Below are 13,900 nucleotides of genomic sequence, written 5' to 3'. Positions count from 1 at the left end.
CCGCGCGACCAGCCACGACCGACCGCAGCCTTGCCACGACCTCACGCGAGGGAATGCTCAGCGCACCAGGCCCCAGCGGAAGCCGAGCGCGACCGCGTGCGCGCGGTCCGAGGCACCCAGCTTCTTGAACAGCCGGCGCGCGTGCGTCTTGACGGTGTCCTCGGACAGGAAGAGCTCGCGCCCGATCTCGGCGTTGGACCGGCCGTGGCTCATGCCTTCGAGCACCTGGATCTCACGCGCGGTGAGCGTGGGCGCCGCGCCCATCTCCGCGGACCGCAGCCGGCGCGGGGCGAGCCGCCAGGTCGGGTCGGCGAGCGCCTGGGTCACCGTGGCCCGCAACTCCGCGCGTGAGGCGTCCTTGTGGAGGTAGCCGCGCGCACCGGCGGCGACCGCGAGGGCGACCCCGTCGAGGTCCTCGGCGACCGTGAGCATGATGATCCGGGCCCCGGGGTCCGCGGACAGCAGCCGCCGCACGGTCTCGACGCCGCCCAGACCGGGCATGCGTACGTCCATCAGAATCAGGTCCGAACGGTCCGCGCCCCAGCGGCGGAGGACTTCCTCGCCGTTGGCCGCGGTCGTCACGCGCTCGACACCGGGCACGGTCGCGACCGCGCGGCGGAGCGCCTCTCGGGCAAGCGGGGAGTCGTCGCAGACGAGGACGGATGTCATGGCCGCCCTCCGCAGCTGATGCACGTCACCTTGAGCCTCCAGGCTGGTACGAAATCGTCACCTGTGCGGTCGACCGTCTCGGACGCCTGCCCGAGCACTTGTTGTTTCAACCGCCTCCGCACTCTCAACGACGGTCACCCGAAAGAGTTACGGGGCTGCACACTGTCTTCGGCACTCTACGTGAGGGCGCGGACACGGTGCAGACATGCACGGCGGACCCACAACGTTTCATCACAACCCATGCCCCATTCAGACCCTTTTCTTCCCATTTCCTGGTGTCTGAGGCTAGATTCGCAATGAGTCATATTTTCATCTCCTTAGATCGTAGATGTACGGTCGTGGACACCGTATCCGCCCGGAACCGCTACAAGGGGTCACGTAATGGCAGATTTCTCCCGCCTTCCCGGACCGAACGCGGACCTGTGGGACTGGCAGCTTCTGGCCGCCTGTCGCGGAGTGGACAGCTCGCTCTTCTTCCATCCGGAGGGCGAGCGCGGTGCGGCCCGGAGTGCTCGCGAGAACTCGGCCAAGGAGGTCTGCATGAGATGCCCGGTGCGCGCACAGTGTGCGGCGCACGCGCTCGCGGTGAGAGAGCCGTACGGCGTGTGGGGCGGGCTGACCGAGGACGAGCGCGAGGAGCTCATGGGGCGGGCGCGACACCGGCTGGTGTCGGCGTCATCCGTCGGGAGCGGCGCATCGAACAATTGAAGGAACGTTTCTCCTGGAAGGGCACGCGCGCGCGTGCCCTTCCCCGTGTCCGGCGTGGCCTAGCGCTCGGCCGCGCGCGCCAGTTGCTCCAGGGTCGCCGCCACCGCGGGCACCTGTGCCAGGTCGGGGAGGGTGAGCGCGACGATCTCCCGGCGGACCGCCGGCTCCAGCGTCACCGTGCGCGCGCCCCGGGGCCGTACGGACTCGACGGCGAGCTGGGGCAGGACGGCGACGCCGAGGCCGGCGCCCACCAGGCCGACCACCGCCGGGTAGTCGTCGGTCGCGAAGTCGATGCGGGGCGTGAAGCCGGCGCTCTCGCACACCTCGACCAACTGGCCGCGGCAGCGCGGGCATCCGGCGATCCACGACTCCTCGGCGAGCTCCCCGATGGCCACGGACCCCGCGCGCGCGAGCCGGTGCCGCTCCGGTACGAGGGCGACGAGCCGGTCGGTCAGCAGGGGGCGCACGACGAGGTCGTCCCACTCGTCGCCGCCCGCGGCCCCCTCGTACCGGAAGGCGAGCGCGATGTCGCAGTCGCCCTCCCTCAGCAGGGTGACGGACTGCGGGGGCTCGGCCTCCTCCAGGAAGACCCGGGTGCCGGGGTGGGCGGCGCGCAGGGCGGCGAGGGCGGTGGGGACGAGGGTGGAGCTGCCGCTGGGGAAGGAGACGAGCCGGACCCGCCCGGCCCGCAGCCCGGCGATGGCGGCGACCTCCTCCTCGGCGGCCGTGAGGCCCGCCAGGATGCCGGAGGCGTGCCGCACCAGGGCCTGGCCCGCCTGGGTCAGCCGCATCTCGCGTCCGGTGCGGACGAGCAGCGGCGTGCCCACGGACGCCTCCAGAGCCTTCATCTGCTGGCTGACGGCGGGCTGGGTGCAGCCCAGTTCGCGCCCCGCGGCGGAGAAGGAGCCGGTGGTGGCGACGGCACGCAGGACTCGGAGATGTCGGGCTTCGATCACCTCGCAAGGATAAGCCGCGCTTTGATGCGGCCCCGAATAATGCGTGGCACCTTTGGGCGGCCCTCCCCTACCGTGCCGCCATGAAGCTTCTGTCGGTGAATCTGGGCCGCGCGAAGGCCGTCACGTACACGGACAACCCGGAGGGCGTCACCGGTATCGACAAGCGGCCGGTCGAGGGACCGGTGAGGGTGGCCGCGCCCGGCCCCAAGGGCATCGGCGGCAGCGCGCTCGCCGGGGACGCGGTGTGCAAGAGGGAGCACCACGGCGGCGACGACCAGGCCGTGTACGCCATGGCGCGCGAGGACCTGGACGAGTGGGAGGCCGAGCTGGGCCGCACGCTGGCCAACGGCGCGTTCGGCGAGAACCTCACCACCCAGGGCATCGACGTCTCCGGCGCGCTGATCGGCGAACGCTGGCGGATCGGGCCCGAGGTGGTCCTCGAGGTCACCTGCGCGCGGATCCCGTGCGGCACCTTCCAGGGCCACATGGGTGAGCGGCGCTGGGTGAAGCGGTTCACGCAGAAGGGCGCGCCGGGGGCGTATCTGCGGGTGATACAGCCCGGTGAGATCCGTACCGGGGACCCGGTCGAGATCGTGCACCGGCCCGACCACGACGTGACGGTGGCCCTGGCGTTCCGGGCGATGACCACCGAACGGCCGCTCCAGCCAAGGCTGTTGGCGGCCGGTGAGGCGCTCCATCCGGAGCTGCGGAAGTGGGCGCTGGAGTATGTGGACAAGCACGGCGCCTGACGGGGTCCCGGCCGGCGGACGCTGTCGGTCCTGGTCATTAACCTTGCGCCATGACAACGGCATTGATTACGGGATCGACCGCGGGCATCGGTGCCGCGTTCGCACGACGGCTGGCGGCTGACGGGCACAACCTGGTGCTGGTGGCCCGCGACACCAAGCGGCTCCAGGACCAGGCGACCGAGCTCCACGACCGGCACGGCATCGAGGCCGAGGTCCTCACCGCCGACCTCGCCACGGACCCCGGCATCGAGGCGGTCGCCGCCCGGCTCGCCGACCGCAGGTCTCCTGTCGACCTCCTCGTCAACAACGCCGGCTTCGGCAACAAGGGCCGCTACCTCGACGTCTCCATGGCCGACGAGCTCAAGATGCTCAAGGTGCACTGCGAGGCCGTGCTGCGGCTGACGTCGGCGGCGACGGAGGCGATGCGGGAGCGCGGGCGCGGCGGTGTCGTGAACGTCGCGTCGGTGGCCGCGTTCGTGCCACGCGGTACGTACGGCGCCTCGAAGGCGTGGGTCGTGCAGTTCACGCAGGGCGCGGCGCGGGATCTGGCGGGCAGCGGGGTCCGGCTGATGGCCCTGTGCCCGGGGTTCGTGCGGACCGAGTTCCACCAGCGGGCCGGGATGGGCACGGACAACATCCCCGGCTGGATGTGGCTCGACGCGGACAAACTGGTCGCCGCGGCCCTCACCGACCTGTCCCACGGCAAGACCCTGTCGATCCCGGACCCGCGGTACAAGGTGCTCATGGGGCTCGTGAAGGTGGCGCCGCGGGGGCTGCTGGGCGGGATCACGTCGAGGACGGGGCGGAAGTACGGGCCGCAGTAGGGCCCGAAAAGGCGGACAATGGTGCTGTTCGAACCGGACCCAGGGGGGCCGGAGGCGATGTCGAGATGACCTTCGTACAGCTCATCGACTGCAGGACCAGCCGTTTCGACGAGATGGACCGGCTGATGGACACATGGGTCGAGCAGACCAAGGGGAAGCGGACCGCGACGCACGCGGTCGTCGGCAAGGACCGGTCCGACGCGTCGCACTTCGTCGAGATCGTGGAGTTCCCGTCGTACGAGGAGGCGATGCGGAACTCGGGGCTGCCGGAGACCGAGCGGATCTTCCAGGGGATGGTGGCGCTGTGTGACGAGATGCCGACCTTCACGGACCTGGACGTGGTGCGGGACGAGCAGCTGAACCCGGGGGTCGCGCGGGAGTTCTTCGAGCGGGCCGGACGGGACGGCACGGCGGAGCTGTTCGAGCGGTTCACCGACGACTACGTCGACCACGATCCCGCCAATCCCGGGGACCTGCGGCTGGCCGCTGCGCGCGAGGAGTACGAGGGGTGGCGGAAGGCCTTCACCTTCACCTTCCGGGTGGACGACCAGATTGCCCAGGACGACCGGGTGTGCACCCGCTGGACCTGGGCCGGCAAGCACACCGGCGAGTTCCTGGGCATCCCGGCGACCGAGCAGAACGTCACCATGACCGGGACCACCTGGCACCGGTTCCGGGACGGGCGGATCTGCGAGGGGTGGTGGCAGTACGACCGGGCGGGGCTGATGGAACAGCTGGGGGTGCTGGGTCAGTGACCGGTGTGGCCCCGCGAGGCCCGCGAAGGGGAAAGCCCCCGCCCTCTCTCCGTGGGGAGAGGGAGCGGGGGCTCCTTCATGAGCTGTGGGCTCAGTGGGCGTGGCCGTGGCTGTGACCACCGGCGGCCGGCTCCTCCTCTTCCTTCTTCTCGACGACCAGGGTCTCGGTCGTCAGGAGGAGGGAGGCGATGGAGGCGGCGTTCTCCAGGGCGGAGCGGGTGACCTTGACCGGGTCGATGACGCCGGCCTTGACCAGGTCGCCGTACTCGCCGGTCGCGGCGTTGAAGCCCTGGCCCTTGTCGAGCTCGGCGACCTTGGAGGTGATGACGTAGCCCTCCAGGCCGGCGTTCTCGGCGATCCAGCGCAGCGGCTCGACGACGGCCTTGCGGACGACGGCCACACCGGTGGCCTCGTCGCCGGTCTTGCCGAGGCCGCCCTCGAGCACCTTGGCGGCGTGGACCAGAGCGGAGCCACCACCGGAGACGATGCCCTCCTCGACCGCGGCGCGGGTCGCGGAGATGGCGTCCTCCAGACGGTGCTTCTTCTCCTTCAGCTCCACCTCGGTGGCGGCGCCGACCTTGATCACGCACACGCCGCCGGCCAGCTTCGCGAGGCGCTCCTGGAGCTTCTCGCGGTCCCAGTCGGAGTCGGTGTTCTCGATCTCGGCCTTGATCTGGGCGACCCGGCCCTGGACGGCGGCGGAGTCACCGGCGCCGTCGACGATCGTGGTGTCGTCCTTGGTGACCGTGACACGGCGGGCGGAGCCCAGCACGTCCAGGCCGACCTGGTCGAGCTTGAGGCCGACCTCCTCGGAGATGACCTCGGCGCCGGTCAGGGTCGCCATGTCCTGGAGCATCGCCTTGCGACGGTCGCCGAAGCCGGGGGCCTTGACGGCGACCGCGTTGAAGGTGCCGCGGATCTTGTTGACGACCAGGGTCGACAGGGCCTCGCCCTCGACGTCCTCGGCGATGATCAGCAGCGGCTTGGAGGCACCCGCCTGGATGACCTTCTCGAGCAGCGGCAGCAGGTCCTGGATCGAGGAGATCTTGCCCTGGTTGATCAGGATGTACGGGTCGTCGAGGACGGCCTCCATACGCTCCTGGTCGGAGACCATGTACGGCGACAGGTAGCCCTTGTCGAAGGCCATGCCCTCGGTGAAGTCCAGCTCCAGGCCGAAGGTGTTGGACTCCTCGACGGTGATGACACCGTCCTTGCCGACCTTGTCCATCGCCTCGGCGATGAGCTCGCCGACCTGCTGGTCCTGGGCGGACAGCGCGGCGACGGCGGCGATGTCGGACTTCTCGTCGATCGGGCGGGCGGTCGCGAGGAGGTCCTCGGACACGGCCGCGACGGCGGCGTCGATGCCCTTCTTCAGGGCGGCCGGGGAGGCACCCGCGGCGACGTTCTTCAGGCCCTCGCGCACCAGCGCCTGGGCGAGCACGGTGGCGGTGGTGGTGCCGTCACCCGCGATGTCGTTGGTCTTGGTCGCCACCTCCTTCACCAGCTGGGCGCCGAGGTTCTCGTACGGGTCCTCGACCTCGACCTCGCGGGCGATGGTGACGCCGTCGTTGGTGATGGTGGGAGCGCCGAACTTCTTGTCGATGACGACGTTGCGGCCCTTGGGGCCGATCGTCACCTTGACCGTGTCGGCAAGCTTGTTGACGCCGCGCTCGAGGGCGCGACGGGCGTCCTCGTCGAACTTCAGGATCTTCGCCATGGGAGCGTGAGCCCTCTCGGAAATCTAGGTGAAAAGAGACTGCGCCCCGGGCGCCCGGCTTGTTAGTGGTCGCGGGGGCCAGGGGCGCAGCTCGAAGAAATGCTGGGGTGAATTACTTCTCGATGATCGCGAGCACGTCGCGGGCCGAGAGGACGAGGTACTCCTCGCCGTTGTACTTCACCTCGGTGCCGCCGTACTTGCTGTACAGCACGATGTCGCCGGTCTGGACGTCGAGCGGCAGTCGCTCGCCGTTCTCGAAGCGGCCCGGGCCCACGGCCAGGACGACGCCCTCCTGGGGCTTCTCCTTGGCGGTGTCCGGGATGACCAGGCCAGAGGCGGTGGTCTGCTCGGCGTCGAGCGGCTGGACCACGATGCGGTCCTCGAGCGGCTTGATGGCAACCTTGGAGCTGGTGGTCGTCACGATCCGACCTCCCCCTTCGGAGATCTCACGGGGTTAACTGTCTGAGGTGGCGACCAGGTGGATCCGTCGTCGCGGGTGCCGGACCTGCCCGTCGCTGTGTTGGCACTCTCCAGGGGGGAGTGCCAGACCCGAGACTATGACCGCGATTAGCACTCGGTCAAGCGGAGTGCCAATCGCGTCTCCGGCGGGACCTCCGGCCGCGTCTCCGGCGGGGCCTCCGGAGCACCCCTACAGGTAGTCCTCCAGCCGCCCCACCGTCAGTCCCCGCCGCTCGATCTCCCGCAGCAGTCTCGTCGTACGTTCCGTCAGGGTCGGGCCCGTCGTCTCCGCCGAGGTCACCGAGACGATGTCCCCCGCCCTCAGGCCCCGCGTCTGCCCCTGCGCCGCCACGCTCCACAGCACCACCGCCGAGAGCCCGCAGTCGGCCGCGGCGCGCAGGGTCGTGCGGTCGTACGTCCCGTAGGGCGGCCGGAACAGCCGCGGCCGGATCCCGAAGCGGGACCGCACCTTCTCCTGCTGGCCGCAGATCTCGGCGCGCTGCCCGGCGTACGGCAGGCCGCGCAGGGCGGGGTGGTCGAGGGTGTGGTTCTGGATGCTCGCGCCGACCGACTGGAGGCGCGCGAAGTGGCCGTAGCCGGGGCCGACCACGCTGTCCGTGAGGAACATGCTGACGGGCAGCCGCAGTTCACGGACCAGGTCGACGAACCGCGGGTCCTTCTCGGCGCCGTCGTCGTAGGTGAGGAAGACGACCTTGTCGGAGGTCTCGACGCGCCGCACCACCGGCGGCCGGCCGTTCTGGCCCGCCGCCCTGCGTGCCGGCACCCGCGGGGGCGCCGGCAGCGGGGCCGTCAGACCCCAGTGGCGGTACGGTCGTCCGTCCGCCCTTGCCGGGCCGTACGACCCCACCCGCTGGGCGGCCTTCTTCCCCAGCCGTTCGATGGGGTCGACGGACTGGGCGCAGCCCGCGAGGAGTACGGCCGCCAGCCCCGCGGCGACCAGGATCCGCGGTCTCACAGGTAGTCCTCGAGGCGTGCGACGGCGTAGCCCTCGGCCGTGACCTTGTCCAGGAAGCGGCGGACCATGTCGGTCATCGTGCCCTTCCCGTCCGCGCGGCCCCGGAAGTGGCTGAGCACGATGTCGCCGGGGCGGATCCTGCGGTCCCACTCGCGGTACTCCCAGTGGTCGGCGAAGACCTCCTCGTTCCAGATCGGCGCGTACCTGATGCCGCAGGAGCGGGCCGCGCGCAGGGTGTCCTCGTTGTAGTTGCCGTAGGGCGGACGGAAGAGCGCCGGCCGCTTGCCGTACTGCTTCTCGATGACGTCCTGCATCCCGCAGATCTCGCGCTTCTGGCGGGCGTAGGACAGCCCGGGCAGGTAGGGGTGGTGGAGGGTGTGGTTGTCGAGGGCGACCCCCCTGTCCCGCATCTTCCGGAAGTAGCCGTAGTCGTCCTTGATGAGGTAGTCGCTGAGGAAGGCGGTGTACGGGATCCGCAGCTCGCTCGTCATCCGCAGGAACGCGGGGTCCTTCTCGGCGCCGTCGTCGACGGTGAGGAAGACGATCTTCTGGTCGGTGGGGATCGTGGTGAAGACCGGTGGCAGCCCCTTCTCCTCGTGGCCGTCGACCTCGAAGCCGTCGCGGGTGGTGATGCGGGGCTTGGTCACGGGTGCCGGCGGGGCCGTCAGCGGGACCCTCTTCAGCCCCCACCGCCTGGCGAGGGCACCGCGGGTCTGCTCGGCGCGGAGGCGGGCGGCCCGGATGAGGGTCTTGTCGGCCTGGAGCTCGGCGGCGGGGGCCGGGGGTGCCTGGAGGGGGCGCTGCCGCGGTACGTCGGTCGCGGCCGGGCGGGCGCAGCCGGAGGCCAGGGCGGCCGTGGCCAGGAGGACGAGTCCGCCGCGGATCGACACCCTCAACGCACCATTTTTATAGGTTTGTCCTACTGTTCCCATGGCGTCGGATCCTCGCAGGTCACGGCGGAGCGCCCGGGCCGACACCGCCGCCCGGCAGCGGACCGTCCACCGACTGGCCCACAATGACCCGGTGAACGACCTCGCCCCCCTCCTGACCCCCGAGGGCCGTGCCCTCCTCGACGACGTGCGCGGCACCGCCCCCGCCGACGAACTCGCCGTCGCCACCCGGCTGCGCCGCGAGCACCCGGCCGAACTGGTCTCGGCGGCGCTCGGCCAGGCGCGGCTGCGGCAGCGGGCGGAGGCGAAGTTCGGGGCCGAGGACGCGGGGCGGATGTTCTTCACGCCGAACGGGGTCGAGCAGTCGACGCGGGCGAGCGTGGCGACGTACCGGGCCCGCAGGCTGAAGGCGCTGGGCGTCACCTCCGTCGCGGACCTGTGCTGCGGGATCGGCGGTGACGCGATCGCGCTGGCCCGGGCCGGGATCCGGGTCCTCGCGGTGGACCGGGACCCGCTGACGGCGGCGACCGCCCGGGCGAACGCGGACGCGCTGGGACTCGCCGGCCTGATCGACGTACGGGAGGCGGACGTCACGGAGGTCGACACGGCTCCGTACGACGCCGTGTTCGTGGATCCGGCGCGACGGGGCGGGCGGGGCCGCATCTTCGACCCGGAGGCCTGCTCGCCGCCCCTGTCATGGGCGGTCCAGGCCGCCCTCAAGGCCCCGCACGCGGCGCTGAAGGTCGCGCCGGGCATCCCGCACGAGGCGGTTCCGGCCGAGGCCGAGGCGGAGTGGATCTCCGACGGCGGGGACGTGAAGGAGGCGGTGCTGTGGTTCGGCACCGCGCCGGGGGCGGTCCGGGCGACACTGCTGCCGGGACCGCGGACACTGCTCGGCCGGGAGCTGCCCGATCCCGAGGTCCGGTCCGTGGGGCGGTACCTGTACGAGCCCGACGGTGCTGTCATCCGGGCCCACCTGGTCGCCGAGGTCGCGCAGGAGGTCGAGGGCGGACTCGTCGACCCCACCATCGCCTACGTGACCTCGGACGCCCTGCACGCGACCGGGTACGCCACCGCCTACGAGATCACCGATCAACTCCCCTTCAACGTGAAGAAGCTGAAGGCGCTGCTGCGCGAGCGGGAGGTCGGGATCCTGACCGTGAAGAAGCGCGGGTCGGCCGTCGAGCCGGAGGAGCTGCGGCGCAAGGCGCTTCCCAAGCAGCATGGGCCGCACTCGGCGACCGTGTTCCTGACCCGGGTCGCGGGGGCGCCGACCATGCTGATCGGCGCCCCCGCGAGGGCCGTCACCGGTGCAGGACCGTCCTGAGCGCCTCCAGGTGCGGGTCGGCGCCGACCGGACCGGGCCGGGCCGCGGTGGCGGTCCCGCCGTCGCCGGCGCGCAGGGGCTGGCTGCTCATCCGGGTGCTCGCGGGCTCGTTGCCGTTGTAGTACGGCGTGTAGGCGACCTGGCCGCTGTTCGCCGCCATCGCGGCGCCCGCGGTGCCGAGCGCGCCGGCCGTGACCGAGCCCGTGCCGCCGAAGGCGATCGCGGTGTTGGTGCTCGCCGACTCGCGCAGCAGATAGCTCGAGACCTCCTTCGACAGGGCGGGGCGCGAGGTCCACAGCACGGGGCCGAAGACGTTCATCGCCGCGGCCGCGGAGAGACCGTCGCGCCAGGAGCCGGAGTAGGCGAGGGCGACGTTGGCCGGCGCGCTCCACCAGAACCTGGCGAGGTTCACCGCGAGGGACTCCTTCGTGCTACCCGTGATCGGGTAGTACGAGGACGAGGAGGGCCACCTGGAGAACGACGTGTGGGTCAGGGCGTACTTGGCGTCCGCGCCCACCGTGATGACCATGGTCTTGTTCGGGTTGAGGCCGTTGAGGTACGACTTCACCGACGAGGTCAGCTTCTTGCCGTTGGTCAGGACCAGGCCGCCCGCGCTGCTGGTGCCGTCGGCGCCGGCCGCGGCGGCCGCCGGGAGGGACGCGTAGGCGTCGGTGCCGGAGGCCAGGAAGACGTACTTCGGGGCGGTCGTGATCGTCTTGGCGACGGCGACCGAGGTCGCGAAGCGGTCCGCTCCGCTCAGCCGCTTGGGCGTGAAGCCGAGGGCCTTGACCTGGGAGGTGACGCTGCCGCCCAGGACGGACGTGCCCCCGAGGAGGTACACGTTCGCGCCGGGCTTGAGCACCCGCTTCAGCTCGGCCTTCACCGCCGAGGAGAGGCCGGTCTTCGGGGTCGGCAGGACCGGCCCCTGCTTCTTGCCGGCCAGGGCGGGCGCGGTGAGCGCGTACGAGGCGCTGTCCCGGTTGGTGAGCACCGCGGCCTTGGCGTCCATCAGGCCCGGCAGGTGCTGACCGACCTTGTTCCAGGTCCAGCGGGAGCCGGCGACCGTGGTGGTGTAGCTGTCGGAGCCCCAGACCCGGCCGGTGTTGTTCTTGCGCAGCGGCTGCCAGCTCGGGTTGCTGCCCTGCGGGGTGCCCGGGACCGCCGTGCGCGTGCCGGTGGCCAGGTCGACGTACTCGGTGCTCTGCACGTCGGCGCTGTCACCGGTGGTGTGCGCGTCGAAGAGGATGCGCTTGCCGGTCGGTGACCAGGACGGGTTGAGCGCGTAGCCCGGGCCGGTGGTGACCTGCTGGACGCCGGTGCCGTCGGCCTTCGCCGTGAAGATCTGGAGCTTGCCGTCGGCGTCCTTGCGGACGAAGGCCAGCTTGGTGCCGTCGGGCGAGAAGGCGGGCTGCTCGGCGTCGGTCAGGACCCGCTTGACCGTCTTCGTCGCCGGGTCGTAGACGTAGACGCCTGCGTTGTCGTAGCAGCCGACGTTGGTCCGGCGTTCGAAGGCGAGCTTGCCGGACGGGCTCGCCGTCGGGTCGGTGTCGCAGACGTTCGCGGGTTCCTGGGCCGACGTCAGCAGCGGGCGGGGCGCGTAGGAGCCGTCGGAGGGGCCGTAGACGAGCTGGCCGCCGGTGGAGAAGACCACGTACTGGCCGCCCCACCAGAAGGTCAGGTCCTCGTAGACGGCGCTGGAGCGCACGCCCTGCGCCGTGGGCAGGGTGAGCTTCGCGGCCCCGCTGGGGCGGATGCTGGTGATGTCCTGGCCGTAGGCGGTGACGAACCGGCTGCCGTCGGGGGCCCAGGCGCCGTCGGAGCCCGAGCCGGTGTTCGGGACCTGGCTCTTCGTCCCGGTGACCGGGTCGACGAGTACCGGGCCGTCGGTGAGGATCCGGCCCTCGGTGCCCGGCCAGGGCCCCGCGTCGTCGGCGGCGGCGCCGGGCGCTGCGGACAGGGTGCCCACCGCGGCGAGCGCCGCCGCGGTCGCGAGCGCCGCGGCACGGCGGCGCGTGAACAGTCTCAAGTTGTCGTCCCCCACAAATCTTTCACGGCCTCTCCACAGAGGCTGAGTCACTGTAGGACGCTCGTGGGACACGAGGGGAACGAATTTACTGACGGACAACCGTTCGACGATGAATTACTGACCGCACTCCCGCGCCCGGTCGAGGAGCAGCTCCCGCTCCCGTTCGTTGCGGGTCAGCGCGGCCGCCCGCTCGAACTCGGTCCGCGCCTCGGCCGTACGTCCGAGGCGGGCCAGCAGATCGCCGCGCACGCTCGGCAGCAAGTGGTAGTCGAGCAGGGCGGGTTCGCCGGTGAGCGCGTCGACGATCTCCAGGGCCGGGCCGGGGCCCTCGGCCATCGAGACCGCGACCGCGCGGTTGAGTTCGACCACCGGGGAGGGGGTACGGGCTGCGAGCAGGGCGTACAGGGTGGCGATGGCCTGCCAGTCGGTCTCCTCGTAGGAGTACGCGTGCGCGTGACAGGCGGCGATGCCGGCCTGGAGGACGTAGGGGCCGGGGGCGCCGACCGCGCGGTGGTCTCGGCGCGGGCCAGGGCCTTGATGCCGCGGGCGATGAGCATGCGGTTCCAGCGGCTGCGGTTCTGGTCCTTCAGGAGGACCGGTTCGCCGCGCGGGCCGGTGCGGGCGGCCGTGCGGGAGGCCTGGAACTCCAACAGGGAGGTGAGGCCGTGCACTTCGGGTTCCTTGGGCATCAGCGCGGACAGCACGCGGGCCAGCCGCAGGGCGTCCTCGCACAGGGACGGGCGCAGCCAGTCGTCGCCCGCGGTGGCCGCGTAGCCCTCGTTGAAGATCAGGTAGATGACGTCGAGGACCGAGCCGAGACGGGCCTCGCGGTCGGGGCCGTAGGGCACCTCGAAGGCGATGTTCCTGGTGGCGAGGGTCCTCTTGGCACGGACGATGCGCTGGGCGACCGTCGCCTCCGGGACGAGGAACGCGCGGGCGATCTCGGGCGTGCTCAGACCGCCGAGCAGACGCAGGGTGAGCGCGGTGCGGGCCTGGGCGGACAGCACCGGATGGCAGGTGGTGAAGACCAGCCGGAGCAGGTCGTCGTCGATGTCCTCGGGGTCGGACGGCTCCTCCGGCGGGGCGGTCTCCGACAGGTCCCGGCCGATCTCGGCCAGCTTGCGGGCGTAGTTCTCCCGGCGGCGGACCAGGTCCACGGCCTTGCGCCGCGCGATGGCCATGAGCCAGGCGCCGGGATTGTCGGGCACGCCGTCGCGCGGCCACTGCTCCAGCGCGGCGACGAGGGCGTCCTGGGCGAGCTCCTCGGCGATGCCGACGTCCCGCACGACCCGGGTGACGCCGGCGATGATGCGCGGCGACTCCATGCGGAAGACGGTCTCGACGGAGGATCGGGCGTCGGTGCGGGAGGGCTGTGAGGTGGTCACAGCCCCCCATTCGACACCTGTGCGGCCGAACAGCCAAGGAAGACGGTCCGGCCCCCGGCTCAGCCCTCCACGATCTCCCGCACCTCGCAGGTGACCGTCCAGTGCTCCTCGTGCACCTTCAGGAAGCGCTTGGTCCACTCGATCGCCTCGGCCATGTCCTTGGCCTGGACGATCGCGTACCCGCCGACGACCTCCTTGGCCTCGGTGAAGGGCCCGTCGGTCACCGACAGTTCGCCCTTCTCCCAGCGCACCCGGGCGCCCTGCGCGGTCGGCGTGAGCCCTGCGGTGTCCAGCAGCACCCCGGCCTTCGTCATCTCCTCGATCAGCTCACCCATGCGCTGCATCAGGGCGTCGCTGGGGCCCTCGGCGGGGGCGGTCTTCTCGTCGATCTGGACCATCGACAGGTAGCGCGGCATGGTGACTCCTCGGTCGCTGCGGGGCCGGTCCTTCCCGGCCTCT

At 71.3% G+C, this 13,900-nt stretch carries 13 protein-coding genes and 1 pseudogene; 5 read left to right on the top strand and 9 right to left on the bottom strand.

The window, feature by feature from the left end:
• Positions 1-57: 57 nt before the first annotated feature.
• On the bottom strand, positions 58-669 hold the full coding sequence (locus tag M2163_RS29840) for a response regulator transcription factor (protein ID WP_003948568.1): 612 nt from the start codon (positions 667-669) through the stop codon (positions 58-60).
• Positions 670-1,050: 381 nt separating this feature from the next.
• On the opposite strand from M2163_RS29840, the gene M2163_RS29835 reads away from it, so the two are divergent.
• On the top strand, positions 1,051-1,377 hold the full coding sequence (locus tag M2163_RS29835; RefSeq protein WP_007384136.1) for a WhiB family transcriptional regulator: 327 nt from the start codon (positions 1,051-1,053) through the stop codon (positions 1,375-1,377).
• A gap of 59 nt (positions 1,378-1,436) precedes the next feature.
• On the opposite strand, the gene M2163_RS29830 is transcribed toward M2163_RS29835, so the two are convergent.
• Entirely contained in the window at positions 1,437-2,333 is an 897-nt protein-coding gene (locus tag M2163_RS29830) for a LysR family transcriptional regulator (protein WP_280895515.1), read from the bottom strand.
• 80 nt (positions 2,334-2,413) lie between these two features.
• Between M2163_RS29830 and M2163_RS29825 the strand changes: the two genes are divergently transcribed.
• From M2163_RS29825 to M2163_RS29815, 3 genes are all read left to right on the top strand, one after another.
• Positions 2,414-3,082: an MOSC domain-containing protein gene (locus tag M2163_RS29825; protein ID WP_280895514.1), complete on the top strand. Its 669-nt coding sequence runs from the start codon at positions 2,414-2,416 to the stop codon at positions 3,080-3,082.
• A gap of 50 nt (positions 3,083-3,132) precedes the next feature.
• Entirely contained in the window at positions 3,133-3,906 is a 774-nt protein-coding gene (locus M2163_RS29820) for an SDR family oxidoreductase (protein ID WP_280849807.1), read from the top strand.
• Positions 3,907-3,971: 65 nt separating this feature from the next.
• Positions 3,972-4,661: an ester cyclase gene (locus tag M2163_RS29815; protein ID WP_280849808.1), complete on the top strand. Its 690-nt coding sequence runs from the start codon at positions 3,972-3,974 to the stop codon at positions 4,659-4,661.
• Between the two features lie 91 nt (positions 4,662-4,752).
• Here M2163_RS29815 and groL read toward each other — a convergent pair whose 3' ends face one another.
• The 4 genes from groL to M2163_RS29795 form a co-directional block, all read right to left on the bottom strand.
• Positions 4,753-6,378, bottom strand: coding sequence for a chaperonin GroEL (groL, locus tag M2163_RS29810; protein WP_280849809.1), 1,626 nt, complete (start codon positions 6,376-6,378; stop codon positions 4,753-4,755).
• Between the two features lie 112 nt (positions 6,379-6,490).
• Positions 6,491-6,799, bottom strand: a complete 309-nt coding sequence (gene groES / locus M2163_RS29805) for a co-chaperone GroES (RefSeq protein ID WP_028807844.1) — start codon at positions 6,797-6,799, stop codon at positions 6,491-6,493.
• A gap of 228 nt (positions 6,800-7,027) precedes the next feature.
• Positions 7,028-7,813, bottom strand: coding sequence for a polysaccharide deacetylase family protein (locus tag M2163_RS29800; RefSeq protein ID WP_280849810.1), 786 nt, complete (start codon positions 7,811-7,813; stop codon positions 7,028-7,030).
• Positions 7,810-8,745 carry a polysaccharide deacetylase family protein gene (locus tag M2163_RS29795; protein ID WP_280895513.1) on the bottom strand — a complete coding sequence of 312 codons (936 nt, stop codon included), beginning with the start codon at positions 8,743-8,745 and terminating at the stop codon, positions 7,810-7,812. The genes M2163_RS29800 and M2163_RS29795 overlap by 4 nt, the downstream gene beginning before the upstream one ends.
• 91 nt (positions 8,746-8,836) lie before the next feature.
• On the opposite strand from M2163_RS29795, the gene M2163_RS29790 reads away from it, so the two are divergent.
• Positions 8,837-10,030, top strand: a complete 1,194-nt coding sequence (locus M2163_RS29790; protein WP_280895512.1) for a methyltransferase domain-containing protein — start codon at positions 8,837-8,839, stop codon at positions 10,028-10,030.
• Here M2163_RS29790 and M2163_RS29785 read toward each other — a convergent pair.
• From M2163_RS29785 to M2163_RS29775, 3 genes and pseudogenes are all read right to left on the bottom strand, one after another.
• Entirely contained in the window at positions 10,008-12,056 is a 2,049-nt protein-coding gene (locus M2163_RS29785) for a cell wall-binding repeat-containing protein (protein WP_280895511.1), read from the bottom strand. The genes M2163_RS29790 and M2163_RS29785 overlap by 23 nt on opposite strands.
• A 114-nt stretch (positions 12,057-12,170) precedes the next feature.
• Positions 12,171-13,381: pseudogene (locus M2163_RS29780) on the bottom strand (RNA polymerase sigma factor).
• Between the two features lie 119 nt (positions 13,382-13,500).
• Positions 13,501-13,857 (bottom strand): YciI family protein, encoded by a 357-nt coding sequence (locus tag M2163_RS29775; protein WP_280849815.1) that lies wholly within the window; start codon positions 13,855-13,857, stop codon positions 13,501-13,503.
• Positions 13,858-13,900 lie beyond the last annotated feature (43 nt).

The sequence above is a fragment of the Streptomyces sp. SAI-135 genome (genome assembly GCF_029893805.1).
Taxonomy (GTDB): Bacteria; Actinomycetota; Actinomycetes; order Streptomycetales; family Streptomycetaceae; genus Streptomyces.
Note: the sequence above shows the minus strand (reverse complement) of the source record. Positions and strands in the feature narration are given on the sequence as shown.

Excerpts from the sequence above, each read along its gene's own strand:
- M2163_RS29840 (WP_003948568.1), bottom strand. The coding sequence starts at position 669 with ATGACATCCGTCCTCGTCTGCGACGACTCCCCGCTTGCCCGAGAGGCG.
- M2163_RS29835 (WP_007384136.1), top strand. The coding sequence starts at position 1,051 with ATGGCAGATTTCTCCCGCCTTCCCGGACCGAACGCGGACCTGTGGGAC.
- M2163_RS29825 (WP_280895514.1), top strand. The coding sequence starts at position 2,414 with ATGAAGCTTCTGTCGGTGAATCTGGGCCGCGCGAAGGCCGTCACGTAC.
- M2163_RS29820 (WP_280849807.1), top strand. The coding sequence starts at position 3,133 with ATGACAACGGCATTGATTACGGGATCGACCGCGGGCATCGGTGCCGCG.
- M2163_RS29815 (WP_280849808.1), top strand. The coding sequence starts at position 3,972 with ATGACCTTCGTACAGCTCATCGACTGCAGGACCAGCCGTTTCGACGAG.
- groL (WP_280849809.1), bottom strand. The coding sequence starts at position 6,378 with ATGGCGAAGATCCTGAAGTTCGACGAGGACGCCCGTCGCGCCCTCGAG.
- M2163_RS29795 (WP_280895513.1), bottom strand. The coding sequence starts at position 8,745 with ATGGGAACAGTAGGACAAACCTATAAAAATGGTGCGTTGAGGGTGTCG.
- M2163_RS29775 (WP_280849815.1), bottom strand. The coding sequence starts at position 13,857 with ATGCCGCGCTACCTGTCGATGGTCCAGATCGACGAGAAGACCGCCCCC.